Raw genomic sequence first — 24,322 nt, forward strand, 5'->3', positions numbered from 1 at the left:
CCGCTACCGCTTTCTCGACGTGTCATCGGTAGAGACTGCCCCGAACAATCGGTCTGCCAAGTGCTGGTACTGAACAGCGGGGTCGCCGAGCACGAGCGACCAGCCGCGCGCTCGGCGGTAGTACAAACCGATGTCGTACTCGTTGGCAAACCCGTACCCGCCGTGGTAGTGCAGCACACGGTCGGTGACCTGGGCCGCCACTTCGGTCGCGAAGAGATAGGCCATCAAAGCAAGCGATGTCGGATCGTTGACCTCGTTGTCGTCGACATCGGTGGACCTCGGCGCGGTGGAATCCGAAGTGTCCATGGCCCACGCCGCTTTGAAAGTGAGCAGCCGGGCGCCATCGATAAGTCCCGGCAAATCGGCCAATCCGTGTTGTACCGCTTGGAACGTGCCGATCGGCCGGCCGAACTGCTCGCGTGACTTTACGTACTCCACTCCGGTGTCGAGGCTCTTCGCAGCGATGCCGACCAGCGATGCGGCGGTGAGTATTTGCCACTCCGACAGCGCACGTGACCACACCGACTTGTCGCCTAGGTTCGATGCGGTGTTGTGGTCGAAGGTCCGAAAGGCCACGGGCATGCACGCGTGGTTTGCCGGCGCCACTCCGGGGGGCTCGGCAGACACGGCTACCGTGACCTCGTCACACGGGCCGACGACGGTGCGGGCGACCGCCCCGGCGGGAATGAGGCCCCAGTCGAGTCCGCCGGTTGCAGACTGCAGCGCGATCGTCGCAAGCTCGTCCCCGGCGAGCAGTTCAGCGGACGGCTCGGGCAGGGCGCGCAAGGCTACCGTGTGTTCGATGATGGGAACGGGCGCTACCGATCTCCCAACGCATTCGCCCAAGACCACGAGGTCGGCCATGGTGGCTCCGCCGCCTCCTTTCTCCGCCGCGACCCCCATCGCCGGCGCATCCAGAGCGCACAGCTTCGACCACAGCTCGGAGTCGAAGCCAAGCGGCTCCGCTCGCCGGACGACGATCGGTTCCGAAGTCTTTGCGAAGAACTCGGAGAACAGTTCTTCGACTGCTCGCTGATCCTCGCTGAGGCTGACCTTCAACGCGCCGGCCCGCTCGCGGCGACAGCGGTGGTCGCGCTACTCAGCGATCGCGTGCGGGGCAGAGCAGTGATCGTCGAGCGGTCGAAGGAGGAGGATCCTTCGATGACCATGGCCCGACGGAGTTGGAGTATCGGGAGAGAAGCCAAGGCTGACATTGCGCGTGCCCCGTTCGGAGCATCCTTCCACGAGGGTGAGGCCAACTCGAGTTCGGCCTCACCCACCTGCACGGAAGTGATCTGCGAACGCATCTGGCAACGAGTCACCTCGTCGACACCGGGGCTGTTGACGATAGGTGGGATGTAGCGAGAACAAAAGGCGTACCCGATGCTGCCCGCCTGCGCGATCTTGTCCAGCGCGACGTCGTCGACTGGCTTCGCGTTGCGTATTGTGCCGCGCGCCAACACCGTTCCGTACTCCGACATTTCCCACGATAGGTCGCCGGAATCGTCTCGTATCGGGCTGAAGTCTGCGCCCAGCTTGGCGAAACCCGTGAACTCGCGGCCGACGGTGACCGGCCGAATCTGGTCGACCCACATCACGGGCCAGAAGTTCCCTCTGGTCGTCCCCTCCTCGCCGTTGTGGGTCACGCTGATACCGACGCACAGCTCTTCGTAGCCGTGACCTGCGAGGTAGTCCACCTGGTCGAATGAGCGCCTGCTGATGACGACCGTCGGCTGCTCCGGGAGGTCGAGCTCCGCCGGTACCAGTGGACGCACCGCGACCGGATCGGTGACGAAGGTGATGTCGAGCGCTCGGAGATATCCCCACTGTGATACCTGCGGAAGCTCCGTCGGCCCGAACACGATGGGCATCTCATAACGCTCGCCCGGGTGACATGTGAACCCCTGATCGGCTGACGACATCTCGAGTATTCCTTCCCTAGGTGGATCAAAATCTACCGAAAGTTCGATAATGCGACAAGAGGCGGTGGGAGTCCATTTCACCCTAGAATCTGTCGACAACTAGAATCTGCCAGTGCGGCGCTGGAAGCATCCCGCCGGTAACACCACCCCGCGATCAAGGAGAGTCATGGACGTCGACCTGGTTGCTCCGAATGACGTCGGCGCCCTGGCCGCCGCGAAGAAAGCGGAAGCGGCCGGATATCGCGGAGTGTGGATGCCCGAGATGAAGCACGATCCGTTTCCGCTGCTGGCGATGTGCGCGCAGGACACAAGCACGGTTGCCCTGGGCACCAATATCGCCGTCGCGTTCGCTCGCAACCCTATGACCACAGCGCTGCTCGCGAACGACTTGCAGCTCTACTCCCGAGGTCGATTCATGCTGGGGCTGGGCTCGCAAGTGAAGGCTCATATCAGCCGCCGGTTCTGCATGCCCTGGTCAGCTCCGGCCGACCGGATGCGCGACTACGTCCTGGCCATCCGGGCGATCTGGGGGAGCTGGCGAACCGGCGAGCGACTTGACCATGAGGGGAAGTTCTACCGACATACGCTCATGACCTCGTTCTTCGATCCGGGGCCCAACCCACACGGCAATCCGCCGGTGCTTCTGGCAGGCGTTGGCCCCAAAATGTCGCGTGTTGCGGGGGAGGTCGCCGATGGCTTTCTCCTGCACAGCTTTACAACCGAGCGGTACCTCAGGTCCGTGACGTTGCCTGCGCTTATCGAGGGCCGGGCAGCCACGGGTCGAGACGATCTGGATGGTTTTCAGATCAGTGGAGCGGTGTTCGTCGTAACGGGTGAAACCGCGGCCGCTCGGGCGGCCGCCGATGCGGCGGTGCGCAGCCGCATTGCTTTCTACGCGTCCACCCCCGCGTACCTTCCCGTCCTGCAGACCCACGGCTGGGAAGTGATCGGTGATGAGCTGCGGGCCATGATCAAGGCTGATCGCTGGAGCCAATTAGGCGAGGTTATCGATGACGAGATGCTCGACGCCTTCGCCGTTGTCGCCGATCCGCCGGATGTGGCGCGGGCGTTGACGGACAGATTCGGTTCCGTTTTGAGCCGGGTTGCCCTGGCTGCGCCATATGACACCTCGGAAGGGCTCTGGCAGCCGATCGTCGAGGAGTTGCGCGACTGGCGGCGTTCATGACTTGAAGCCCCTGACAGGGCTACAGGGAATTCTTTGAGCCCGCGTGTGCTTCACGAACCTCAGTCATCGGCTCGCCGGCCGTTTCCTGCGGCCTCGTCCCTGGCATTGCTCAGCCGTCCCGATCAGTTCGTCTCCGAGCTGAGTGGTTTCTGCGAGCGTGGTCCGGGCGCGCAGACCGAGGTAGCCGTACGCGATCTCGACGGCCCGCTCCCTGGCCGCTTCTCGTGACGGAAGTGCAGTGATCACGGGGGAGAGGTACCAGTCGATGTGCCGGGTGCCCATGAGTGCATTCGTGGCCGATTGCCAATGCTGGTCGCCGCCGTCGCAGGCAGTGCCGTCACATCCTCGCCGTATTCGCCTCGTCAGCGTGCAGTGTCGAACAGCTTGAGCCGCGAGCGCACCCGGCGCTCGAGGAAGTCGTCGAGCACGTTCTCGAAGACCGCGTTGTCGTCACCGGCCACCATGTGGTGCGCACCGGCAACCGACGCGAACTCGGCGTGCGGCACCAACTCTAGGAAGCGCACTGCGTCGCCGACGCTGAGCACATCGGACTCGCCGCCGCGCACCAGCAGAGTCGGCAGCCGCAGGTCCCGCGCCGCCGCACCCAGCCGGGCTGGGTCAATGAGCTGATCGCGCTGCACGGCCTGATCGTTCGGCGACGCCATAAACGCAGGGTCCCAATGCCAGTACCACCGGCCGTCCCGAAAGCGCAGGTTCTTTTTCAGGCCGTCGAGGTTGCGCGGCCGCGGTCGGTGAGGAACGTAGGCCGCGACGGCATCGGCGGCCTCCTCCAGCGTGCCGAAGCCGGCCTCGGCGTGCGACACCATGAATTCGCGGATCCGGCTCGTCCCCGCTGGTTGCAGGAACGGCGACACATCCACCAGGACCAAGCCGAGCGCGAGATCGGGCCGGACCCCGATCGCCGCCAACGAGGAATTGCCGCCTAGCGAGGCACCCACATAGACCGGTGGGCGGCCGAGGAAGTCGCCCACCCGGGTCACATCGTTGGCGAACCGGTCCAGCCCGTAGTAGCCGTCCGGGGACCAGCTGCTGTCGCCATGCCCACGCAGGTCGACCGTGATGGCATACCAGTTCTTGGCGCCAAGATCGGCAGCGGTCGAACCCCAGGAATGCCTGGTCTGGCCACCACCGTGCAGCAACACCACTGGCGGATCCGACGGATCACCATAGGCATCCGCGACCATGGTGACGTCACCCGCCGGAATCTTCAGCGCCGCGTGTGGTGGCCGGCGGCCGGTGTTGGTCATGTCGCTCCTCAACTAGTCGCTGGGTGTGAAGCCACCGCGTAAACCGTGCCAGGTTCTCGCAATACGCTCACACTGCCCACTCATCGTCATACGAGCTCACTCGCCTGGCCCCGAGCACGCCGACTCCGCCCTGGCTGGAGATGGCCGGTGCGACGGTCACCTGGCTGTTGCGGACTGGCTCTGCAGGTGGCTCCTGTCCCTAATCATGTTGCACTCCTGATGTTTTCGCCCAGGCCTCGGACATCTCGCGCCGCAGCACCTTGCCGGTCTCGGTGGCCGCAGATGATCGACGATTTCGATGCGATCCGGGATGGGCGACCCGGCCCGAGACTGCCATCTCGAGCAGCAGCGCAGTGCTCAGCTCCTAACCCTTCGCTAATCCGGCATATAGTTATATCCGTATCAAGGGCCACGAGTCCACTTCCGCTAAGGAGGCACGGAAACAGGCGTCGAGTCGCTCGGCATGGCCCATGGGGAGCAGCTCGTCCTGGCAATACGTGGACCCCTGGGTGCAGCCGCTCTGTTATCCGCAGTTGTCGACGAAATCTTGGGCGCTCTGGCCAAATTGAGCACTGGGATCTCCTCGATGACCGCGTGCTGCTGTCCAATAGTCAACATGACCAGGTGGTAGGGCACCGAGAACTGTCGATTGTCGAGTGCCGGATGGGTTCGAATGGAGTACATCCGGGCCGGCCGCTCCTCCGGGCTCAGCGGGACTGTCCGTTGACAGCGACCACGGGTTCACCCCAATGGTCGCGGCAGATGACTGTCAGATGGTGATTCACCGATCGGTATATCCCTGGAATTGAGCAGCTTCTGCTGCGCATGTGCACGCCTTTTGGCTGCTAATATGACAGTCCTATGTCATCAATCGCAGAAGAACGGTCCATGACGAAGGAAATCAGCGCAGGTGAGGCTCGACCGCCGGACGGCGACTGGCTGGGCACACCGTACCTGCGGTTCGAGCGCGAGGGTGCGCTAGCGATAGTCACACTGGATCGTCCGCACGCGCGCAACGCCATGACAGCGGCGATGTATTTCGGTATTCGCTACGCAGTCTCGCGAGTGGCTGCAGACGACAACTTGGCCGGTCTGCTGATCACGGGCACCGGCGACGTGTTCGCCCCCGGCGGCGATCTCGGGCACCGCGCCGAGGACAACTGGATGGAATTGGCTTTTGCCCTGGGAATGGACGTCACGCCTTTCGAGGCCTTGCGTCAGTCGCCCAAGCCGGTGGTATCCGCGGTCAACGGCCTGGCGCAGGGCGGCGGATTGCAGATTGCGATGTGCAGTGACATGGCGGTGGTGAGCGAGCGTGCGACTTTTCGCGTACCGGAGTTGTACCGCGGCATTGCTGATACCTACTACAGTCAGATGCTCGCACGGATCATTGGACCGGTTCGCACGCGGGACCTGATGTTCACCGGCCGGGTACTGTCGGCCGAGGAGGCGCTCGAATGGGGGATGATTTCCCGCGTCGTTCCTCACGCCGACTTGCTGACCACCGCGCGCGAGATACTCGCTCAATGCTGCCGAACCGCACCGCAGGCGCGCGCAGTGGTCAAGGGCAATCTCGACAACTACATGGGGCTGTACGACCGGATCAACATGTACCAAAGCGTCCTGGGGCCCGAGGCGCGAGAGGGCTTCACGGCGTTCAAGGAGAAACGGTCGCCGGAATGGGTCCATCCCGCGCTTCGCGTCGAAGGGCGGCTGTGACGACGATGGCGACGCACCACGGCGCCGCATCCCGCCTCAGGTGTTGGCCTCGGCCGTCACGACGTCGCGATCGACGGTACGGAACGTGAAGTCCGAGAAGGACTGCGAGCGCTTCCGGCCAGCCACTGGCTCATAGCGCTTTCCAGCAGGCTCATCCCCACCGTGGCGGGCATCGCGCACTCGGCATCAGGGGCCGAGAGCCCACGCCGTCTCGCGACCACGTCGGCGACCACCAGCGTGGTGATAGTCATGTCGCCAGGCTTGCCAACCTTGATCAATCTGCTTTCGGCATCACTTCTTCGGCCACCCAGTGCAGATGATCGAGATAGGCGCTGAAGTCGGCCACCGGTGGAGGATTCACCCATGTGTCGGTGACGCCCAGGCCGGCGAGCATGTTGCAGTTGTCAATGACCTGCTGAGCGTTCTGACCGAATTGCGAATGGGGGTCGTCGTTGATTTCGTGCGCCAAGCCGATATTCAGCGAAGCCAAGCTGAAGAAAAGCGCGAACGGACGGCCATCGTAGCCAGGCTGCGACTTCAAGTAATCGAGCTTGGCCGGGAAGTCCTCGGGCCGGGTCTGCCACGGCGCCCAGCCATCTCCGAATCGGGCGGCTCGACGGAGCACGGCCTCGGCGTCGCCGCCCATCCAGATCGGTGGGTGGGGCTTGTGAATCGGCTTTGGGCCGAACGCGATGTCGCGGAATCTGACGAATTCGCCGTTATAGGCGGGCGTGTCGCTGTGCCACATTTCGAACATCGCCGCGAGGTATTCATCGGTGAGCCGACCGCGTCTGCGGAAGGGGACGCCGATGGCGTCGTACTCTTCTTCGAGCCAGCCTACCCCCACCGTCACCTGCGCACGGCCACCGGAAAGCCAGTCCAGCGTCGCGATCGACTTCGCCGCGATGACGGGGTTGTGCAACGGCAGAATCGTGACCATCGATCCAATCGAAATCGTCGATGTGGCGCCGGCGATGTAGGCCTGCGCTGTCGTGGCATCGAAGTAGTGATTGCCCGACAGTTCTACCTGCGATGTGGGTGTCACGAAGTGTTCCGGGATGAATACGCGCGCGAAGCCCAATTTCTCGGCGGTACGTGCGACGTGCGCGATGTCGCTGCCGGCAAGGCCACACTCCCACGGCTGGGTGAGCGCGGCCACGTGGACGCTGTTGGGCAGGACGACGCTGAACCGCATGGTCAGCCTTCCTCGGATCGGTCGACAGGGTGCGCACCGGATCGAAATCACGCGGTGTATTCGATGGGCCTGAGTATGGCAGTTAACTGGCATCAGCCAATACGCTGCGATGCGATGGGCGTGATGGCATCGCGAGTGCAGGCGGTTGAGGAGTCCGCGATGAACGCGGCAGTTGCGTTAATCGCCAAGGACACCCACGACGCCTTCTCCCTTACCAAGCTGAATTGTCGGAATGCACCTACGTCGAGCGGTCTGATCTGACGCGCTTCAGTGGGCGTTGACAGTGTGACAGTTAGCTGCCATAGTGCGTGAGATGTCCACCTCGGAACTGCCAAGGGGGTTGTGTCGGTGGCCAAGAGCCTTTTTCTTGTGATGACCAATCCCGTTGAAGGCCAAGACGACGCCTTCAACGAGTGGTACGACATACGCCATGTGCGCGAGGTGCTCGCGCTGCCCGGAGTGGTAGCCGCACAGCGTTACGTCCTCTCGGAGGTGAAGGTGCGCGAGGAAGACTTGCCTGCTCCTTTGCCGCCGCCTGCGCACCGATATCTGGTGATATACGAATTGGATCGCGAGCCCGACCAGGTCATGGCCGAGTGGCTCAAGGGCACCGCGGCCGGAACGCTGACGCTGGGCGAAACGCTGGACCTCAATACGGTGTCGGTGACGGGCTGGACTCCGCGGGGTGAGCGCAGGGAAGCTGACAACTGATAGCCGGATTTGGCGTCGACGATCATAGGCGCAGCGCGTTTGGAGCCGATTCGATCCCGACCGCACCATCCCGCATGACGACACCGAGCAGAGGCTGACAGCCGCGGCTCACGCGCCCAGCCGAGAACATGCAACCGGGCCGTTCGTGGTTACCCGCGATGAGCGAATCCGCGGTACTCACGACATGGATGACCGAATGCGGTGCAGCGCTTGCGCCGATGGTGGCCCCCGTGACGCCTACCTCGATGACGGGGTCCCGCCGCGTGTGCGCAGGCGTCGCCGGAGGTCTGTTTGCTTATTTTCGATCAGAATTTAGATTTTGCTTCCCATCGTGTCGAACACGTTATACATTTCACAGATAGGGATTCGTTGTTGAATTCGTCACGAAGGGGCGTGCGCATGACGACGTTGGAAAGAGGGCCGCTCGCGAGTGCTGGCCCTGACAAGCTGATGAAGACGCCGCGGGTGCGGACCACGGTTCCGATCGTCGCTTGGGCGACGGTCGGTGCGGCGTTCATCGCCCTGGCGATCTACGTCGCGTCGAGTTGGATCCTCGGTGGTCGTGCGACGCCTACGCCGATCGGTGCCAACAACCCGAAGCTGGGCAGGGATCTGGCCTGGAACATCGGCGCCCAGGTGCTGACGATCATTGCCGTCATCGGAACTCTGATCTACGTCGGCAGGCGATGCATACGGGAGCGGCGGGTCACCTTCGACGCCATCCTCATAGTCGCCTACCTGCTGCTGATCCAATGGGATCCGATTCTGAACTACGTCACGCCGCAGTTCTCGTACTCGTCGCTGATGATGAACTTCGGGTCGTGGACGACCGACATGCCCGGCTGGGTGTCACCTCATGGCAACCTCATGCCCGAGCCGACCATCCTGATCGGCATCGGGTTCATCTGGAGTGCGTCGCTGTGCATGATCGGTTGCGGTTTCCTGCGCAAGGTCGTAATGAGGCGCTGGCCACAGACCGGCAAGCTGGGCATCATCCTGTGGTCCCTCGGCTTTATGCTGCTCGCCGACTTCGTCATCGAGACCGTGCTGTGCTACGGGCACATCATCGCCTATCCGAACACCGTGAGCTGGCTGACGCTCTTCAAAGGCACATCGCACCAATTCCCCCTCTATGAGTCGCTGGTGTGGGGTGGACTTGCCTGGGCGCCGCTGATGGTTCTGCGGTTCTATCTAGATGACCGTGGCCATTCCGTCGTCGAGCGCGGGGTCGACCGCCTCAATGTGTCCAACAAAGCAAAGGTGGGCCTGCAGATCCTGGCCGTCGCCGCGGTGACGAACATCGGCTACCTGAGCTACAACATCGTGATGATCGGGATCGGCCTGCAGATCGACAATGACGGCCACGCTGTCTATCCGTCGCACCTGATCAATGGGATCTGCGGGCATGAAACACCGTATCCATGTCCCGATCCCGCTGCGGGACGGCCTATTTCGACTGGTGGTCAACCCGGCTCGCCTCGTGACATCCCCGGTGACGGCCGCACTTGGGTCGACGTATACCTCGGGGGCTGAGGAAACCTACTAAGCGGCCGAACGACGATTCAACTGCCCTACTTAACCTGAGCAAGGACGTATGACGATTCACTCCTCCCAACGTGGTCCCGTGATCAACAATCACAACCTCACACTCGGCGTCGTCGACGACTACCATCCCGTCGGGGATGAACTGGACATCCTGCTGGGAGCCTGGCGAGCGCGTCTGCCGGTGCTGCTGAAGGGTCCGACGGGCTGCGGTAAGACGAAGTTGGTGGAAAGTGCGGCACGTCGACTCGGACTGGACCTCGTCACGGTGTCGTGCCATGAGGACATGCTCGCCGCAGATCTGGTGGGGCGTTATCTGCTCGAGGGCGCGGACACCGTCTGGCAGGACGGACCGCTCACCACGGCGGTTCGTGGTGGTGCCATCTGTTATCTCGACGAGATCGTCGAAGCCCGCGTCGACGCAACGGTGGTGATTCACTCCCTTGCAGACCATCGGCGACAGTTGTTCATTGATCGACTCAATGAAACACTCGATGCCCCTGAATCATTCATGCTGATCGTGTCCTACAACCCTGGATATCAGACGTTGCTCAAGGACCTCAAGCCCTCAACGCGTCAACGCTTTGTGGCCGTGGAACTCGACTTCGCACCACCGGAACTCGAACACCAAATAGTGAAGGAGCAGTCGGGCGCCTCGGACGAGGCCGTCGCCACACTGGTGCGACTAGGTCAAGCAGTGCGACATCTGAACGAGCCGAGCATGTCGGAGATGGTGTCGACTCGGGCCTTGATCGCGGCGGCACGGCTGCACGCCAACGGACTTTCGCTCAATCGCGCGGCACGCAGCGCGATCGCGGCCATGCTGACCGACGACGCGACGGTCACGAGGTCGATCGCTGAACTGATCGATGCCTACATCGACTGATCAACCGACCGTCGCCGGCTTGCAAATGCTGGCCCGTGCGGTATCGGGACGCCTGGTGTGTGTCAAGGCCACGACCGGGCAAGACGAAGGCGTCCATATGTCGGGAAACACGATCGCAGTCGACGGCGGGCGACTCACCACGCTGACCCGGGCTCAAGTAGTCGTACAAGCCGCGATGTACGGTGCCGGATCATTTGATCCGCGGGTCCTGCGTCACCTCATCGGGCGGTCTGGCGCGTGCACGCGCTACTGCGCCATGGAAGGTCTGCGTGCGCTCTCGCTGACCTCGGATCGATTGCCGCCCTTTGTAGCAGCATTAGCGGCTGGGCTGACGGACATCCCCAGGACCAGTTCAGCCGAAGAGTCGATGCGGATAGCATTGGCGCGAACCCAGATTCCTCCTGCACCCGAATTCTTCGGTCAGCTCAGACCCGCGCGTGCGGTATTGGCGGCGACAGCGCGTACAGGCCGGGAGCACGACGGCGACGTGAAGATACGCAATGACTCAAACGCCGATGAGGCGGACGATCCCGACACCAACAGCGACGAGGCCAAGTCCCTTGATCTGCTGAGTAATCCGCTGACGCCGAACCACCCGATGGCCAGGCTGATCCAGAGTCTGTTCAAGCATTCTGGTGGCAAATCTGCAGATGCGGCATCCCAAGCCGGCGGCGGAAAGCCGGTGGCCAAACCGAGCAGGCGGCCCAGCGGGGGACGCCGAGTCAACATCGGCCGCCGCATCGCCTCGGCCGCTCACAGATTCATCGGCGGCAATTACAGCGGCGACGCCCGCTATCCGGAATGGGACGAGAGTTCGAAGCGGTATCGCAACGACTGGGTTACCGTGCACGAACTCGAGCCATGGAATCCGGATGGCTTCCGTGACCACACGGCACTCGCTCGCATCGAGGTAATGAGGGCACCGACGGCGCTTACACGCAGCCTCGCTCGTAACGTGCTGGAGATTGCGCCACACGGGCGCAACGAATTCGGTGAACAATTGCACACCGATGGCGTCGTCGACCTAGCATACTGGCGCCGAAGCAGATCCGGCTCTCCGCCGCTGCCCTTCATCGGGAAGAAGCGACAGCGACCGGGCGTCGCGGCGTTGGTACTTTTGGACGTCAGCAGTTCGACGCTGGACACGACGGCGCGCGTGGACGGGGAAACCGGATCGGTGTTCGACCAACACCTCAAGATGTCCTATCGCATTACAACCGCGCTCGATGCGCTCGGAGTGCCTGTTGGTTTCTACGCGTTCCGAAGTTGGGGCCGCGAAATGGTCCACGTGATGCCGATCAAGGGTCTACGAGAAAGCCTGTCGGCCTTGACCATCGAGCGAATCGGCCACCTGAGTCCGGCGGGCTTCACGCGGATCGGCGGTGCCGTTCGTCATTGCACCGCCATCTTGGAACGTCAGACCGAAGCAATGAAGCGGGTGGTCATCCTCGTTTCGGACGGGCACCCCTACGATGACGGCTACGACGGCGCCCAGGCCTCGGGCGACACCCGCCACGCCATGAGCGAAGCCCGCTTGCGGGGCGTCGGCTTCGTATGCGTCGGAGTTACGGCACCGAACAGCAATGAGTCTCACGTTCAACGCAACGCGCTTGACTCGGCCTCGGCGCTGCACGTCGCTAACATCAGCGGGATCGAGCGCCAACTCGGAAAACTCATTCGCCAAGCGCTGGCTGATGCGCGTCGCCGTGGAGACCATAGTTCGTTCACCGTGCCGGCGTGACGTTTCTTCGGCTGAGCAGTGCACGGCCCTGAGCCCGACTGACGGTAAGCCGGACACTGCGATTGGGTGGATGTTCACAAGTGAGCCGCCTTGTCACACTTTCGACTGTGAGTTAGATTCTACAAGACACCCAGAGTGATGTACGGCACACTTCGACGGCAGATGAGGGACCATGACGACCGCTGACGCAATTCCACAGATCGACACGGACGGACTGCCCATGGACGTCGCACGCGATCAGGCGTGGCGGGCGACCCAAGTGGCCCCGCTGATCGCCGTCGCCGATGGATATGCGGTGACCACCCGTCGCGGCGCGGAAGATGTGCTCAAGCACCCCGACCCGTTCTCTTCGGCCAAAGCGTTCGACATGCTGCAGAGCCCGGTGCCGCTTGTGCCCATCGCCTATGACCCGCCGACGCAGACGCGCTACCGTCAGATCTTGCAGCCGTTCTTCAGTCCGCGCGTCATCAAACCGATGGAAGCCGAACTGCGCAGTCAATTCATCGCGCTCATCGACCCGATCGCGCGGCGCGGCCATTGCGATTTCGTCAGCGAGGTCGCTCAGGTGTTCCCAATCCAGGCATTCCTCACGTTCTTCGGATTGCCGCTCGAGATGCGCGACCAGTTTTGGGAGTGGAAGAACGCAGTGATCGGCCTCACGGGGGCCGGTTTCGCCGCCGACGGCGACGCCGCTCAAGAGGGCATCATGAAGGCGCTCGAGATGTACACGTACTTCACTGAACTGATTCCCCAGCGCCGCGGTAAGGGCGGTGATGACGTCCTGAGCCAGATATTGGCCAAACAACCACCCGACGACCTCACGGATGCCGAAGCCGTCGGCCTCTGCTTCTTGTTCGTGCTCGCCGGGTTGGACACCGTGACGGATACGCTGGGTTGTGCAATGCAGCGGCTTGCGGAGAGTGCGGACACGCGGCAGGAGATCATCGACGACCCTGCTCTGATTCCCGCCGCGGTGGAAGAGCTGCTTCGTCTGGATCCGCCAGCCCCGTTCATCCCGAGGGTGACCTCCGCCGAGGCTCACATCGGGTCGGCGCGGCTCTGTGCCGAAACACGTGTGTCGACGTATCTCGGCGCCGTTAACCGGGATCCAGCCGTATTCGAAAACCCGCACGATATCGACTTCCACCGGCCGGAAAACCCGCACATCAGCTTCGGGATGGGACCACACCGCTGTCTGGGTTCGCATCTGGCCAGACTGGAATTGAGCATCGCGTACGAGGAGTGGCACAAGCGGATTCCGCACTACCGGATCAAGTCCGGCACCACACCCAAAGTGCACTGGCCTCATGGCACTGTCGGGCTCGAATCGCTTCACCTGGAGTTCGACAAGGCAGAGGGATGAAGCTCAACCTCGACGGCGTCGCCTGCACCGGCCACGGACTCTGCTACTCTTTGGCTCCGCATCTCTTCGAGGATGACGACCAAGGCTACGGACATGTCGTCGGCGGCGGCGTGGTCCACGACGATCATCTCGCCGAGGCACGTTCGGCGGTATCCAACTGTCCGGAACGGGCCATCAGCTTTGTCGAAGATTGATCGGCGATCGAGTCCCCGATGGCACCTCCGGCGTCGTTTCCTGCGCCGTCGCAGTGACCGATGTTGTTGACGCTTCGTGCCTGGGTGAGCCGGCCCGATGAAACCGATTGATGGTCGTGTTGACGTCAGCTGCTGACGCCGCGAAGTCTTCGGCCACTCACCGTGGTAGCGGCGTTCTGCGGCTCGGCCTGCAGATCCCCAATTTTTCCTACGGCGCACCGGTTTCCGAGCTCTACCCAGCCGTGGTCGCGCAGGCCCAGGAGGCCGAAGCCGCTGGCTTCGATGCGGTGCTGCTGATGGATCACTTCTACCAACTTCCGCATCTAGGTGCGCTCGAGGACCCGATGCTGGAGGCGTACACCGCCCTCGGGGGACTGGCCACGACCACGCGGCGGGTGCGGTTGGGCACGCTCGTCACCGGGAACACCTACCGGAACCCTGCGCTGCTCGCGAAGTCGGTGACCACCCTCGATGTGATGAGCGGCGGTCGGGGATTCTTGGGCATCGGCGCCGGCTGGTTCGAACTTGAGCATAGGCAGCTTGGTTTCGAGTTCGGCACCTTCAGACCGTTTCGAACGCCTCGAGGAAGCGCTGCAGATCATCCCACCGATGCTCCGTGGGGAGCGACCCACATTCGAAGGCCGCTGGTATAACGCTGAATCAGTGTTAAACAACCCGCGCATTCGCGACGACATGCCTCTTCTGATCGGCGGCAGCGGGGAGCAGAAGACATTCGCGTTGGCTGCTCGCTACGCCGACCATCTCAATGTCATTGCTCCGTTCGACCGGCTGCCGGGCAAGGTCGAAGCCCTCATGCGACGGTGCCAGGAGCACGATCGCGATCCGGTCACCCTTGAGACGAGTGCTCTGATAACAGTCGTCGTTACTGACGCCGCCGGCGCTTCTGAAGCATTTGCGCCGAATTCTCGCGTGGCCGTCGGGAATCTCAACGACATCGCTGAGCAGATCAAGCGATACGTGATCGACGTCGGAATTTCCGGGGTGGTCGTTAACCTGCCGTCACACGGCTATACGCCGGGACTGATCACCGATGTGGGTGAGGTGCTCGCACCCGTAGTTGGTATGTGAGTGGGACGAATCGATGGCCTACAGCATGCCGCTGCAGAAGTTGACCAAGCCGTTCACGGGGTGCCGTGGCGATTCGCTTGGTGGAGATCATTTTCGACGAAGCGTCGGGTGCGATGGACCGCTCCGCACGTCGCGACAATACTGGGCTACAGACAGTGAAGATTCGTGGTCAACTATTGGCACCCTTTGCACACCGGGCAAGGAGCTCATTTCTTGACCGGCCGGTAATGCGTCGGGCCGACGCACATCGTTATCGACGTGCCTGCGCTTCGAGCTGGTGGTGGGCAACTTCGCTTGCGGCGTTATCCACTGTCTGCACAACGCTGTTCAAGAATCGGTGCGCATACTGCTGGGACTTCGGGCCAACGCCGCTGGTGTGAGTCGAGGCCGAAGATCAGGCCGCCACACTCCACTGTCAGCAGTCAATTGAGGTAACACGGAGTCAGGACCGAGCACGCGTTCTGGGAGTTGCTGAAGAAGACGGCAGAGGACGCTGCTGAGTTGCCGTCAGTGCCCGGACGTGACTTCGAGGTTGGTCGGCGAAGGCATGGGTCTCGTGAGTCGGGTAACGCTAAAGGCATTGCGCCTCGGAGCGTCACGCCGTGCCCAGGGTGGCAACTGTTCAGCGGCGGACGTCCATGCCTGCGTCGACCTTGAGGACGCTGCCGGTGAATGTGCGGCCGAGATCCGACAGCAAGAAAAGGATGGCGTTGCTGACGTCTCTGGGCTCGATCATCGGGAAGTCCGGCAACGCCGTTTGCATCGCGGTGGCCATGTGTGGCGTCTGCTCGATCACCTTGAACAGCGCTGGGTTTTCCAGGACCATAGGCGTCGCGCAGTTCGTCGGCGCCACAGCATTAACCCGGATTCGATGCGCGGCAAGCAAATTAGCGTATGCTCGGACGAGTCCAACAATGGCCACCTTGGCCATCACATAGGCGTCGGAGCCTCCACCGCCATCGGTCATGTCCAGCAGTGCCGCCATCGAACTAGTGGCAATCAAATGTCCGCCCTCGCCACGTTCCTTCATGTGGGGAATCGCGACCTGGAAGGCATTCCAGACACCAATCTGCATGACGTCGATGCCCAGCCGCAATGACTCCGAGGCGTCGACCTCGTCGGGGTTGGTGAGGATGATCCCGGCATTGGCCAGCACCGTGTCGATATGTCCGAACTGCTCTACACCTGCGTTAAACGCGGCCTGAAGGGCCGACTTATCCCGCACGTCGGCCGCCTGGAAGTGCATCTGTCGGCCCGTTTTCTCGACGAGCCGTGCCGTCTCTTCAAGGTCTTCCCACGTGCCCAACTTGTAGGGCACGGCGTCGATGTCGTGGCAGATGTCCACGGCGACGATGTTGGCGCCTTCTTCTGCGAGAGTGACTGCATGCGAACGGCCCTGACCGCGTGCCGCGCCAGTGATGAAAACAACCCGACCGTCGAGCAACCCCATGATCTATGTTCCTTCCTGCCGGACACGCATCGAGGCGCGTGTCAGCCGCACCAATCCGCCGCGCGTCGAAGCGTCACGACGCATGAGAAGAAGCCTACCATGATATAGAGAAATGTTTATCTGATTGTTCCCCGGGCCCTGCCACCTCCAGGGCTGCTGACTGGATGGGCACACTCTTGAGAAACCTTTCGACTTCACGTTAGGTTTCTAAAACGTGCTCACGTGCTTTGACGATTCACAGCGACGAGGTTTCCATGCCAACCGATGATTCGATGCCAATGGTGGACTCCGACGAGTCTGCGATGACCGGAGCCCGCGACGAGAGATGTGTAGGGCGGGCATGGCGCTTGCCTTCCATATCGGCACCGATCCGGTGCCCGTCGAGGCCGACCGTGACGGGCAGGTGATACTGCCCGAGCGTGGGCACTTTCGCGCCTCGTGTTCGTGCGGCAACCGCAGCGTCGGGGTCGACGACTCCGACGAGCGCTTGAGGTTGGCCACGTATCCACGCCGGCCACACGCCAGACTGAAAAGAGAGACATTTCGTGGGAATCCTGGCGAGCAAATTGGCCTTCACCCGTCGACCGACGGCGCGCGTGCGGCCGGATGCCGAGTTCTTTGGGCTCTACGACTCCGACGGAAACATCTGGAGTTCTGCAGCGTCCTCGCTGCGGCGAAGTTCGGCACAGTGAACTCGTGACGCCGCTATGACCAGAACCGACTTGGGCGCACCCGATTTCAGGATGCATCCCCTGCACGGTATTCACGAGCCGACGACGGGCACGCCGCCGCGGCGACCGGGTTCGGTGCGGCGCACGAGTTCCATTGACATAACGCGTGATCCGGGCTCGCTGGATCTGGTGCATCTATCTGGTTGGGCACGCGACCTCATGACCACGCACGACGGAACTGCCGTCGAGATGGCCCAAGCCCGAACGCGAGTGACCGTCGAGATGCTCGCCCGCGTGGTTCAGCAGATTGACGTCGAGCCCGCGGTCGCGTGCATGCATCTGGTCGGTGCCCCGGCGATGAGCGGGTTCCGAGCCGCGGTCGACGAGACGGCTCCGCAATTAAGGGAGCGACGCGACTTGCGCTACACGTTGCTCGACGATGTCCCGGTCGCCACCCTGATCTCGGGGCATGCGTTGTCGGCGTCCGGCGCGCTGGGGAACGGCGCCACATCGGGCTATCTCCCGGTCGCCGACCAATGCGCGGGCTTCGTGACCGGCGGTCTGCTGATGACCTCATTCGAGGCTGGAGACCCTGCCGTTGTGACCGGACCGCCGGCGCCGGGCCTCGAGGACCCCGACGACCCGCTGGCTTGGCACGAAATGGTAGCGCTCCCTATCCACGGGATGCGTCGTCGCCGCAGGCTGGACGTGGGAAACCATGGGGGAGCAGCCGAAATAGGAATCGATGCGATGTTTCGCGACACTTACGTCCGGGCCGACGGCACGGAAACCATCATCCACGAGTACACGGTCGAGGCAGTGGTGGATTCCGATACCCAGACCATCTTGAGCTCGCAGGCGGTAGCCCGGGTGCTCCCCTGGCAAGAATGTCCGGGCGCCGTCGCCAGCGCAACCCGCCTCGCCGGAATGAGGTTGGATCAGTTGCACTTTCGCATTCGGCATGAACTTCACGGAACGTCGACGTGCACCCACCTCAACGACTTGCTGCGCAGCATCGGCGACGTCGCAGCACTGGTCGCACTGCTACCCGCCGGCTGAGGTTTGGGGCAGCCGCCTCCGATCGCCGTTCTTCTGTAGCAGGCTGGCGCTAGATCGAACCGCCGCGTTCACCTCGGCGACGCGACACGGCTTCACCGCGGCGAGAACGCTCCAGGAAGAAAGGCCCGCAGCAGTCCCTCGTCGCCTCCGTATTCGGCCGGTCCAGGCTCAGCGATGAGGCTAAAGCAGATGCGAGTCACCCAGTGAGCCATCGTCTCTGGAGCCACATCGTCGCGAACTTCACCCCTTGCCGCGGCGGCGGCGAATCGCTCGCCGAGTCCGTCTCGTAAACGGTTCTGCCACTTCTCGGACGCTGAAGCCGCATGAAAGGTGCGCCCCATTTCATCGTCGAAGGTCAACATTCGCATGGTCGGCGATTCTCGCGTTACGGCGAGGCCGACTATGCAGCTATTCACCAGCTGGTCGGCGAACGATTCCCCTGTGTCCCAACAGGACTCCGCCGCATCGAGCACTGCGGTCACGGCGCGCAGAAAACACTCGGCCAGCACGGCGTCGCGATTCGGGAAGTAGCTGTAAACGGTGCTGCGGTGTACCCCTGCCTTGTTGGCAATGTGCGTCATCTTCGTTCGGCCCACGCCACGTTCTGCGTAACACTTCTCTGCGGCATCAAGCAACCGTTCGCGCGCCTGATCGTCGCTCGTCGGCAGATCTGCACCCCATGCCGGGGCCCGCGCCGCAGCACTCCGTGTCGCCATACCGGCCATTCAACCGCTCCTCGACTTCGGACCCAAGCTTGACTTGACCGACACTTTATCCTAATTTGTCGTTCAAGGGACATGTCTGCCGGTAGTGTCGTCAGGGTGGACGGGCTGTTGGATCGCCACGCACTCGGCAACTAAGTCACGGATGGCTGGTTTACAGGCGCCAGTCGCCACGGCTGGAGGGAGCTACGTGCATGACGGTAACTGCCGAGGTACAGGCCTTCGAATTCCAGCGCGGGCGTGCACGAGCACATTTTTCCGCCGGTGGTGTCGGTGTCCCCCTTCCGTAGCGACGAGGACGCAATCCCGTTGGCAAACGACACCTCGTTCGGGTTGGCCAACTACGTGCACACCACGAATCTGGCGCGCGCTCACACGGCAGCCAGGGCTCTGCAATCAGGCACCGCGCATCGGCTTCGGCTCGCCTGCGCTACCTCATTAGTCCTGGTACAGCATTGACACCTAAGGAGTTTCATCATGTCTGACTTTCTTGCCGGCAAGGTCGCGTTCATCACCGGCGCGGCCCGCGGCCAGGGCCGCGCACATGCTGTGCGGCTCGCCGGCCACGGCGTGAACATCATCGCGGCAGACATATGTCGCGATCTGCCGGGCATGGATTATCCGAACGCGACTCAAGCTGATCTCGACGAAACCCGAGATCTGGTGGAAAGCGCCGGCGCCAAGATCGTGACGGGCATCGCCGACGTCGCCGACCAGGCAGCTTTGAAGGCCGTGCTCGACGACGGACTCGCCCACTTCGGTCGCCTCGACATCGCCATCGCCAATGCCGGCATCGTGCGCTACAGCCCAGACGACGACCCGATCGTCACCTGGAACGACATCATCAACACCAATTTGACCGGCGTCTGGAACACCTGTTTCCTGGCCCGCCAACCCCTCATCGATGGCGGTCGAGGAGGCTCCATCGTCATCACCAGCTCATCAGCCGGAATCAAGGGCACCGGCACGCACATGACTGGTGCTCTGGCATACACCGCGGCCAAACGCGGCATCGTCGGGCTCATGCAATGCCTTGCCTTGGACTTGGCTCCGCACAACATCAGGGTCAACACCATTCACCCGACCGGCGTGGTCAGCGGAATGACGATGAACGACGCGATGGCGCAGATGGTCGCGTCCGGCGACCCAGGACTGCTGGCGATGCAAAACGCCCTGCCGATCGAAATCTTGCAACCCGACGACATCGCCGACGCCGTCGAGTGGCTGGTGAGCGAGAAGGCCCAGTACGTCACCGGCATCGCTCTGCCCATCGACGCCGGCTTCACCGTGCGCTGAACCTGGTGGCGGCCGACTCACGATCGACGAAACGCGCACTTTCATGGGACGCATGACCGGCAAGGTCGTTCTGGTCACCGGCGCAGCACGCGGTATGGGACGCAGTCACGCCATTCGACTGGCGGAGGAGGGAGCCGACCTCATCCTCGTCGACATTTGCAGCTCGATCGATGGAATCGGCTATGCGATGAGCTCGGCCGAAGACCTGGCGAGCACGGTGAAGGAAGTGGAGGCCTTGGGCCGGCGGGTTCACGCCGCTCGCGTCGACGTCCGAGATCGACAGCTGATGCAGGACGTCGTCGGAACGGGTGTTGAGCGACTCGGACATCTCGACGGCGCTGTGTCCAACGCTGGTGTCTTGACTTGTGGAACATGGGAGTCAACGACCGACAAGGATTGGCGAACTGTTCTGGACGTCAACTTGATTGGTACCTGGAACACCTGCCTGGCGTCGATCCCGCACATGCTGGAACGTGGCGGCAGCCTGGTGAACATCAGCTCGGCGGCGGGCATCAAGGGAACTCCATTGCATCTGCCTTACACCGCAAGCAAGCACGGGGTGGTCGGGTTGAGCATGGCGTTGGCCAACGAACTCGCCAATCACGCGATTCGCGTGAACACCGTCCATCCCACCGGTGTCGAAACCGGTATCGAGGCACCGAGGTTGATGGAAATGTTGAGCGGCGAGCGCCAAGATCTGGGGCCGATCTTCCAGAACGCGATGCCGACGTTCTACATCGATGCCGTCGATGTCAGTAACGCCGTGCTCTATCTGCTCTCCGACGAAGCCCGCTTCGTCACCGGCACTCAGTTGAAGGTCGATGCGGGAGTGACGATTCGTTGATACGAAAAGGGTTCTGGCTACCTAAGCCAGCGTGAAGGAAATATGAGCGTCAGCACGACAAAAGTGGACGCCGAGGAACGGCGCCGACGGGGCATGGCGTTGTATCGCGACATCATGGCTGTTGAGCCGACCGAGCCAGCAACTCCGAGGGCAGCCACCCTGATCGACTTCGTGTTCGCCGAGATCTGGTCACGTCCCGGAATCGACCTTCGTTCCCGCCGACTGATTGCCGTGAGCTGCGCTGCAGGTGCCGACGCACACAGCACGCTTGCCGACCACTTCTACGCCGCGCTGAAGACGAGCCAGTTCACGGTCGATGAACTCGACGAGTTCATCCTGCACTTTGCGGTGTACTGCGGCTGGCCGAAGGCTGAGGTCACCGAGACGATTCTGAAGGAGCAACTGGTTCGGCTGCACGCCGAGGGCGTCGCTGTAGTTTCTCGGCGTCTCCCGCAGCCACTCAGCGCAGCACCAGCCGACCAGGAACTCCGTAAACTAGGCGGCGAGCAGTGTTTTCGAGAGGTGAATTGCTGCGATGCGCCGCCGCGGGGTGTCCCCTACTACGAGAGCGGCATCCTCAATTTCGTCTTCGGTGAGCTGTGGAGGCGCCCAGGGCTGAACCGACGCGACCGCCGCTGGATCACCTTGGCGTGCGTGGGACTGGACGACACCATCATCCCCATTCAGTCACACGTGTATTCGGCCATGAAGTCCGGTGACATCACCTACGACGAAATGCGCGAGTTGGTGTTGCAGTTCGCTGCTCACTCTGGATGGCCGAAAGCGCAGTTCATGCAGCAGTCGGTGGACGAAATGTACGAGCGGATCAACGGGGAGGCCTCGATCGAGCCGTGGCGAGAAGACGGTCTCGACGGCACGGGTCCGGCGTAACCGCCAGGCGCAGGGCGCGGGCGGCCGACGGACCGCCGTGCATAGAGGCCCCGATCGACACCCCTTCGCGATCGGCGGCTAGGCGGCGACCGGCACGGCTTCATCGTCGGGGCCTGTTCGTCGTCGGCATTGATGGCCCACCGCTTTGGCGTTGATTTTAGAGTTTTCAACTATATAGTCGAAAATTGACAACTCGTCGGAGATTTTGCTTTAGGCTCTAGGGCGACGGCGTGAAGGCGGCACTGCAGCGCGTTCCACGGTCAGCGAGCGCAACGAAAGGCCAATGATAGAAAACACATTCGGCACCTCCACTCTCCGTTACGACCCCTACGATCCCGAACTCGACGTAGATCCGTATCCGATGTGGCGTCGCCTCAGGGATGAGGCGCCGCTGTACTACAACGAGCTGTACGACTTCTATGCCTTGAGTCGCTTCGCTGACGTGAAGGACGCCAGCACGGACTGGGACACGTACCGGTCAGGTAAAGGCACCGTCCTGGAGATGATCAAGAGTGGCGCGCCCGTTCCGCCGGGCTTGATCCTTTTCGAGGATCCGCCAGAGCATGATCGGCACCGCGGTCTGCTGGCGCGAGTCTTTACGCCGCGTCGTGTCGCGGAGATCGAGTCGAAGGTTCGCGCGTACTGTGCGCGCGCTGGACCCGATGGTTGAACGCGGCGGATTCGACTTCATCGCCGACCTTGGCGCCGAGGTGCCGATGCGCACCATCGGAATGATGCTGGGCATGGCCGAGTCCGATCAGGTCAAGAATCGTCAGCGCGTGGAGGAGGGATTCAGCGCCGCGGGCGAAGGCAGCGATTGGATCATGGAGATCCTAGACCCGGAGACATTCGGCGAATACATCGACTACCGAACCAAGAACCCCTCAGACGACCTGATGACGGACCTGATCAACGCGACCTACAGCGACTCCGACGGTGTCGTGAGACACCTCGACAAAGAGACGATGATGACCTACATCGGGTTGCTGGCCGCCGCTGGCAACGAGACGACGGTGCGTCTGATCGGCTGGGCGGGAAAGGTGTTGGCCGAACATCCCGATCAGCGACGCGAGCTGGTCGCCGACCCCAGCTTGATACCCGATGCGATCGAAGAACTCCTGCGCTATGAGACGCCCTCGCCGGTGAATGCACGCACCCTTGCTCGTGGCGTCGAGCTCTACGGCGTCACGGCGCCGGCAGGTAGCGTGATGATTCTGCTTCACGGAGCAGCCAACCGCGACGAGAGGATGTTCGCCGAGCCGGACCGCTTCGACATCCACCGCGCCAACAAGAAGTCGCACCTCGCGTTCGGGCACGGTATCCACTTCTGTTTGGGTGCCCATCTGGCCCGACTCGAGGCCCGCGTCGCGTTGGAAGAGGTGCTCAAACGTTTCCCAGAGTGGCAGGTCGACTGGGACAACGCGGTGCAGGCACACACCTCCACGGTTCGCGGGTGGGAAAACCTACCCGTGGTCGCTGGCTGAGGACCCCAGATGAGGGTCATCGTTACGGGTGCCAACAGCGGCGTCGGCAAGGCTACGGCAGCCGCGCTGGCCGCGGCTGGTCACCAGGTGGTGCTGGCCTGCCGAACGCCGAGCAAGGGCGTGGCCGCCGCGCGTGACATGCATGGCGACGTGGAGGTCGCTCGCCTTGACCTGGCAAACCTGCGCAGCGTGCACGAGTTCGCCGCCTCCATTGACTCGGTCGACGTGCTGGTCAACAACGCCGGTGTACTCGGCGTGCCGCTCACGCACACCGCTGACGGTTTTGAAGCCCATATGGGAACCAATCACCTCGGGCACTTCGCGCTGACCTGCCTGCTGGCCGATCGCATCAAGAACCGTGTCGTGACCGTCTCCACCGGCACGTACGTGATGGCGAGGCTGCATCTGGAGGACCTGAACTGGGAACGCCGTGCGTACAACGCTTGGTCGGCTTACACCGAATCGAAACTAGCAACCGCCGTGTTCACCGTGGAATTGGCGCGCAGAGGCGTCACCGCACACCTCGCCGACCCCGGTATCAGCCAGAGCGCCATCGTGTCCGACAGGTCCGGCTTCGCCGCGCGGGTGGTCAGGTACCTTCAACCTCGAATCGCCCAGCCCGGCGACCTCGCGGCGCGGTCCACCGTGTTGGCAGCCATCACGGACCTGCCTTCCCCCACGTACTGGGCTCCGCGCGGCCTGCTTCACCAGTGGGGCAGGCCAAAGGTCGTCAAGTTGAATCGCAAGGCCTGCGATCCCGAGACCGGTCGCCGGTTATGGGACATCTCGACCGCACTCACCGGTTGCGATCTGCCACTCACGCGAAAGTTACCTTGAGTTAAGGCGTTTCGCCCTGTGGCGTGCCGCCGACCCCTTCGCATTGCTTGTCGAAGTCGGGGCAGGAAACGGACGATTCTTCTGCGGTAGATGCCACCAGCGGGGGATCTGGTTGGCGCGACTGTGCCGCGGTTCGCCCACGGCGAGAAATGCTTGATCGTCGGGAGGCGATTAGAGAGAGAGTCTACGCAGACCAAGGAAAATGCGACTCGCTAATATAATCTGTCATAAAACCAAAAATCTGGCTGGCGG

General features: G+C 62.5%; 22 protein-coding genes and 2 pseudogenes. 16 read left to right on the plus strand and 8 right to left on the minus strand.

Annotation, left to right across the window (positions count from 1 at the left end):
• Positions 1-3 precede the first annotated feature (3 nt).
• On the minus strand, positions 4-1,059 hold the full coding sequence (locus tag A5692_RS14935; RefSeq protein WP_068057232.1) for an acyl-CoA dehydrogenase family protein: 1,056 nt from the start codon (positions 1,057-1,059) through the stop codon (positions 4-6).
• Complete coding sequence (locus tag A5692_RS14940; RefSeq protein WP_067923846.1) at positions 1,056-1,922, minus strand: acetoacetate decarboxylase family protein; 867 nt, start codon at positions 1,920-1,922, stop codon at positions 1,056-1,058. Before A5692_RS14940 ends, A5692_RS14935 begins: the two co-directional genes overlap by 4 nt.
• A gap of 166 nt (positions 1,923-2,088) precedes the next feature.
• Between A5692_RS14940 and A5692_RS14945 the strand changes: the two genes are divergently transcribed.
• Positions 2,089-3,108 carry a TIGR03617 family F420-dependent LLM class oxidoreductase gene (locus tag A5692_RS14945; protein WP_068057233.1) on the plus strand — a complete coding sequence of 340 codons (1,020 nt, stop codon included), beginning with the start codon at positions 2,089-2,091 and terminating at the stop codon, positions 3,106-3,108.
• Between the two features lie 362 nt (positions 3,109-3,470).
• Here A5692_RS14945 and A5692_RS14955 read toward each other — a convergent pair whose 3' ends face one another.
• On the minus strand, positions 3,471-4,376 hold the full coding sequence (locus A5692_RS14955; RefSeq protein ID WP_067923854.1) for an alpha/beta fold hydrolase: 906 nt from the start codon (positions 4,374-4,376) through the stop codon (positions 3,471-3,473).
• A gap of 888 nt (positions 4,377-5,264) precedes the next feature.
• Here A5692_RS14955 and A5692_RS14960 point away from each other — a divergent pair.
• On the plus strand, positions 5,265-6,095 hold the full coding sequence (locus A5692_RS14960) for an enoyl-CoA hydratase/isomerase family protein (RefSeq protein ID WP_197514468.1): 831 nt from the start codon (positions 5,265-5,267) through the stop codon (positions 6,093-6,095).
• Between the two features lie 56 nt (positions 6,096-6,151).
• Here A5692_RS14960 and A5692_RS30420 read toward each other — a convergent pair whose 3' ends face one another.
• Positions 6,152-6,460, minus strand: coding sequence for a hypothetical protein (locus A5692_RS30420; RefSeq protein ID WP_369830295.1), 309 nt, complete (start codon positions 6,458-6,460; stop codon positions 6,152-6,154).
• The gene (locus tag A5692_RS14965; RefSeq protein ID WP_068057237.1) at positions 6,370-7,290 is read right to left on the minus strand and encodes a TIGR03619 family F420-dependent LLM class oxidoreductase; all 921 of its coding nucleotides are present in this window, start codon (positions 7,288-7,290) and stop codon (positions 6,370-6,372) included. The genes A5692_RS30420 and A5692_RS14965 overlap by 91 nt, the downstream gene beginning before the upstream one ends.
• 348 nt (positions 7,291-7,638) lie before the next feature.
• Here A5692_RS14965 and A5692_RS14975 point away from each other — a divergent pair, with 348 nt between their 5' ends.
• The 7 genes and pseudogenes from A5692_RS14975 (at position 7,639) to A5692_RS15005 (ending at position 14,816) form a co-directional block, all read left to right on the plus strand.
• On the plus strand, positions 7,639-8,001 hold the full coding sequence (locus tag A5692_RS14975; protein ID WP_068057263.1) for a DUF4286 family protein: 363 nt from the start codon (positions 7,639-7,641) through the stop codon (positions 7,999-8,001).
• Between the two features lie 291 nt (positions 8,002-8,292).
• Positions 8,293-9,534 carry a spirocyclase AveC family protein gene (locus A5692_RS14980; RefSeq protein ID WP_142393487.1) on the plus strand — a complete coding sequence of 414 codons (1,242 nt, stop codon included), beginning with the start codon at positions 8,293-8,295 and terminating at the stop codon, positions 9,532-9,534.
• 94 nt (positions 9,535-9,628) lie between these two features.
• Positions 9,629-10,429 (plus strand): CbbQ/NirQ/NorQ/GpvN family protein, encoded by an 801-nt coding sequence (locus A5692_RS14985; RefSeq protein WP_067923969.1) that lies wholly within the window; start codon positions 9,629-9,631, stop codon positions 10,427-10,429.
• A gap of 25 nt (positions 10,430-10,454) precedes the next feature.
• Positions 10,455-12,170 (plus strand): VWA domain-containing protein, encoded by a 1,716-nt coding sequence (locus A5692_RS14990; protein WP_369807570.1) that lies wholly within the window; start codon positions 10,455-10,457, stop codon positions 12,168-12,170.
• A gap of 172 nt (positions 12,171-12,342) precedes the next feature.
• Positions 12,343-13,533 carry a cytochrome P450 gene (locus A5692_RS14995; RefSeq protein ID WP_068057243.1) on the plus strand — a complete coding sequence of 397 codons (1,191 nt, stop codon included), beginning with the start codon at positions 12,343-12,345 and terminating at the stop codon, positions 13,531-13,533.
• Positions 13,530-13,727 carry a ferredoxin gene (locus tag A5692_RS15000; protein WP_067923870.1) on the plus strand — a complete coding sequence of 66 codons (198 nt, stop codon included), beginning with the start codon at positions 13,530-13,532 and terminating at the stop codon, positions 13,725-13,727. The genes A5692_RS14995 and A5692_RS15000 overlap by 4 nt, the downstream gene beginning before the upstream one ends.
• Positions 13,728-13,903: 176 nt before the next feature.
• Positions 13,904-14,816: pseudogene (locus A5692_RS15005) on the plus strand (LLM class F420-dependent oxidoreductase).
• A gap of 622 nt (positions 14,817-15,438) precedes the next feature.
• On the opposite strand, the gene A5692_RS15010 reads toward A5692_RS15005, so the two are convergent.
• Together A5692_RS15010 and A5692_RS29105 are read right to left on the minus strand one after the other, a co-directional pair.
• Positions 15,439-16,266 carry a mycofactocin-coupled SDR family oxidoreductase gene (locus tag A5692_RS15010; RefSeq protein ID WP_067923873.1) on the minus strand — a complete coding sequence of 276 codons (828 nt, stop codon included), beginning with the start codon at positions 16,264-16,266 and terminating at the stop codon, positions 15,439-15,441.
• A 235-nt stretch (positions 16,267-16,501) separates the two neighbouring features.
• Complete coding sequence (locus tag A5692_RS29105; RefSeq protein WP_156766093.1) at positions 16,502-16,843, minus strand: hypothetical protein; 342 nt, start codon at positions 16,841-16,843, stop codon at positions 16,502-16,504.
• Positions 16,844-16,973: 130 nt separating this feature from the next.
• Between A5692_RS29105 and A5692_RS15020 the strand changes: the two genes are divergently transcribed.
• Positions 16,974-17,996, plus strand: coding sequence for a DUF2889 domain-containing protein (locus A5692_RS15020; protein ID WP_197509238.1), 1,023 nt, complete (start codon positions 16,974-16,976; stop codon positions 17,994-17,996).
• Between the two features lie 92 nt (positions 17,997-18,088).
• Here the strand turns inward: A5692_RS15020 and A5692_RS15025 are convergent, their stop codons facing one another.
• Positions 18,089-18,721, minus strand: coding sequence for a TetR/AcrR family transcriptional regulator (locus A5692_RS15025; RefSeq protein WP_067923876.1), 633 nt, complete (start codon positions 18,719-18,721; stop codon positions 18,089-18,091).
• Between the two features lie 201 nt (positions 18,722-18,922).
• Between A5692_RS15025 and A5692_RS15030 the strand changes: the two genes are divergently transcribed.
• The 6 genes and pseudogenes from A5692_RS15030 (at position 18,923) to A5692_RS15055 (ending at position 24,070) form a co-directional block, all read left to right on the plus strand.
• A complete protein-coding gene (locus A5692_RS15030; RefSeq protein ID WP_082962737.1) occupies positions 18,923-19,177 on the plus strand; it encodes an aldehyde dehydrogenase family protein in 255 nt (84 codons plus the stop codon).
• An 18-nt stretch (positions 19,178-19,195) separates the two neighbouring features.
• Positions 19,196-20,014 (plus strand): mycofactocin-coupled SDR family oxidoreductase, encoded by an 819-nt coding sequence (locus A5692_RS15035; RefSeq protein ID WP_067923878.1) that lies wholly within the window; start codon positions 19,196-19,198, stop codon positions 20,012-20,014.
• A gap of 43 nt (positions 20,015-20,057) precedes the next feature.
• Positions 20,058-20,858 (plus strand): mycofactocin-coupled SDR family oxidoreductase, encoded by an 801-nt coding sequence (locus A5692_RS15040; RefSeq protein WP_067923881.1) that lies wholly within the window; start codon positions 20,058-20,060, stop codon positions 20,856-20,858.
• 42 nt (positions 20,859-20,900) lie between these two features.
• Positions 20,901-21,749, plus strand: coding sequence for a carboxymuconolactone decarboxylase family protein (locus tag A5692_RS15045; protein WP_067923884.1), 849 nt, complete (start codon positions 20,901-20,903; stop codon positions 21,747-21,749).
• A gap of 283 nt (positions 21,750-22,032) precedes the next feature.
• A pseudogene (locus A5692_RS15050) lies at positions 22,033-23,233 on the plus strand (cytochrome P450).
• A 9-nt stretch (positions 23,234-23,242) separates the two neighbouring features.
• The gene (locus A5692_RS15055) at positions 23,243-24,070 is read left to right on the plus strand and encodes an SDR family NAD(P)-dependent oxidoreductase (RefSeq protein ID WP_067923888.1); all 828 of its coding nucleotides are present in this window, start codon (positions 23,243-23,245) and stop codon (positions 24,068-24,070) included.
• Positions 24,071-24,322: the final 252 nt, after the last annotated feature.

This window comes from Mycobacterium sp. E342, from assembly GCF_001667665.1.
In the GTDB taxonomy this organism is placed as follows: domain Bacteria; phylum Actinomycetota; class Actinomycetes; order Mycobacteriales; family Mycobacteriaceae; genus Mycobacterium.

What these genes read in the sequence shown, in the direction of transcription:
- A5692_RS14995 (WP_068057243.1), top strand. Translation starts at nt 12,343, where the DNA reads ATGACGACCGCTGACGCAATTCCACAGATCGACACGGACGGACTGCCC.
- A5692_RS15040 (WP_067923881.1), top strand. Translation starts at nt 20,058, where the DNA reads ATGGGACGCATGACCGGCAAGGTCGTTCTGGTCACCGGCGCAGCACGC.
- A5692_RS14955 (WP_067923854.1), bottom strand. Translation starts at nt 4,376, where the DNA reads ATGACCAACACCGGCCGCCGGCCACCACACGCGGCGCTGAAGATTCCG.
- A5692_RS14940 (WP_067923846.1), bottom strand. Translation starts at nt 1,922, where the DNA reads ATGTCGTCAGCCGATCAGGGGTTCACATGTCACCCGGGCGAGCGTTAT.
- A5692_RS14945 (WP_068057233.1), top strand. Translation starts at nt 2,089, where the DNA reads ATGGACGTCGACCTGGTTGCTCCGAATGACGTCGGCGCCCTGGCCGCC.
- A5692_RS15025 (WP_067923876.1), bottom strand. Translation starts at nt 18,721, where the DNA reads ATGGCCGGTATGGCGACACGGAGTGCTGCGGCGCGGGCCCCGGCATGG.
- A5692_RS15055 (WP_067923888.1), top strand. Translation starts at nt 23,243, where the DNA reads ATGAGGGTCATCGTTACGGGTGCCAACAGCGGCGTCGGCAAGGCTACG.
- A5692_RS14965 (WP_068057237.1), bottom strand. Translation starts at nt 7,290, where the DNA reads ATGCGGTTCAGCGTCGTCCTGCCCAACAGCGTCCACGTGGCCGCGCTC.
- A5692_RS15045 (WP_067923884.1), top strand. Translation starts at nt 20,901, where the DNA reads ATGAGCGTCAGCACGACAAAAGTGGACGCCGAGGAACGGCGCCGACGG.
- A5692_RS15035 (WP_067923878.1), top strand. Translation starts at nt 19,196, where the DNA reads ATGTCTGACTTTCTTGCCGGCAAGGTCGCGTTCATCACCGGCGCGGCC.
- A5692_RS30420 (WP_369830295.1), bottom strand. Translation starts at nt 6,460, where the DNA reads ATGGGTGAATCCTCCACCGGTGGCCGACTTCAGCGCCTATCTCGATCA.
- A5692_RS15020 (WP_197509238.1), top strand. Translation starts at nt 16,974, where the DNA reads ATGACCAGAACCGACTTGGGCGCACCCGATTTCAGGATGCATCCCCTG.
- A5692_RS14960 (WP_197514468.1), top strand. Translation starts at nt 5,265, where the DNA reads ATGACGAAGGAAATCAGCGCAGGTGAGGCTCGACCGCCGGACGGCGAC.
- A5692_RS15010 (WP_067923873.1), bottom strand. Translation starts at nt 16,266, where the DNA reads ATGGGGTTGCTCGACGGTCGGGTTGTTTTCATCACTGGCGCGGCACGC.
- A5692_RS14990 (WP_369807570.1), top strand. Translation starts at nt 10,455, where the DNA reads ATGCTGGCCCGTGCGGTATCGGGACGCCTGGTGTGTGTCAAGGCCACG.
- A5692_RS15000 (WP_067923870.1), top strand. Translation starts at nt 13,530, where the DNA reads ATGAAGCTCAACCTCGACGGCGTCGCCTGCACCGGCCACGGACTCTGC.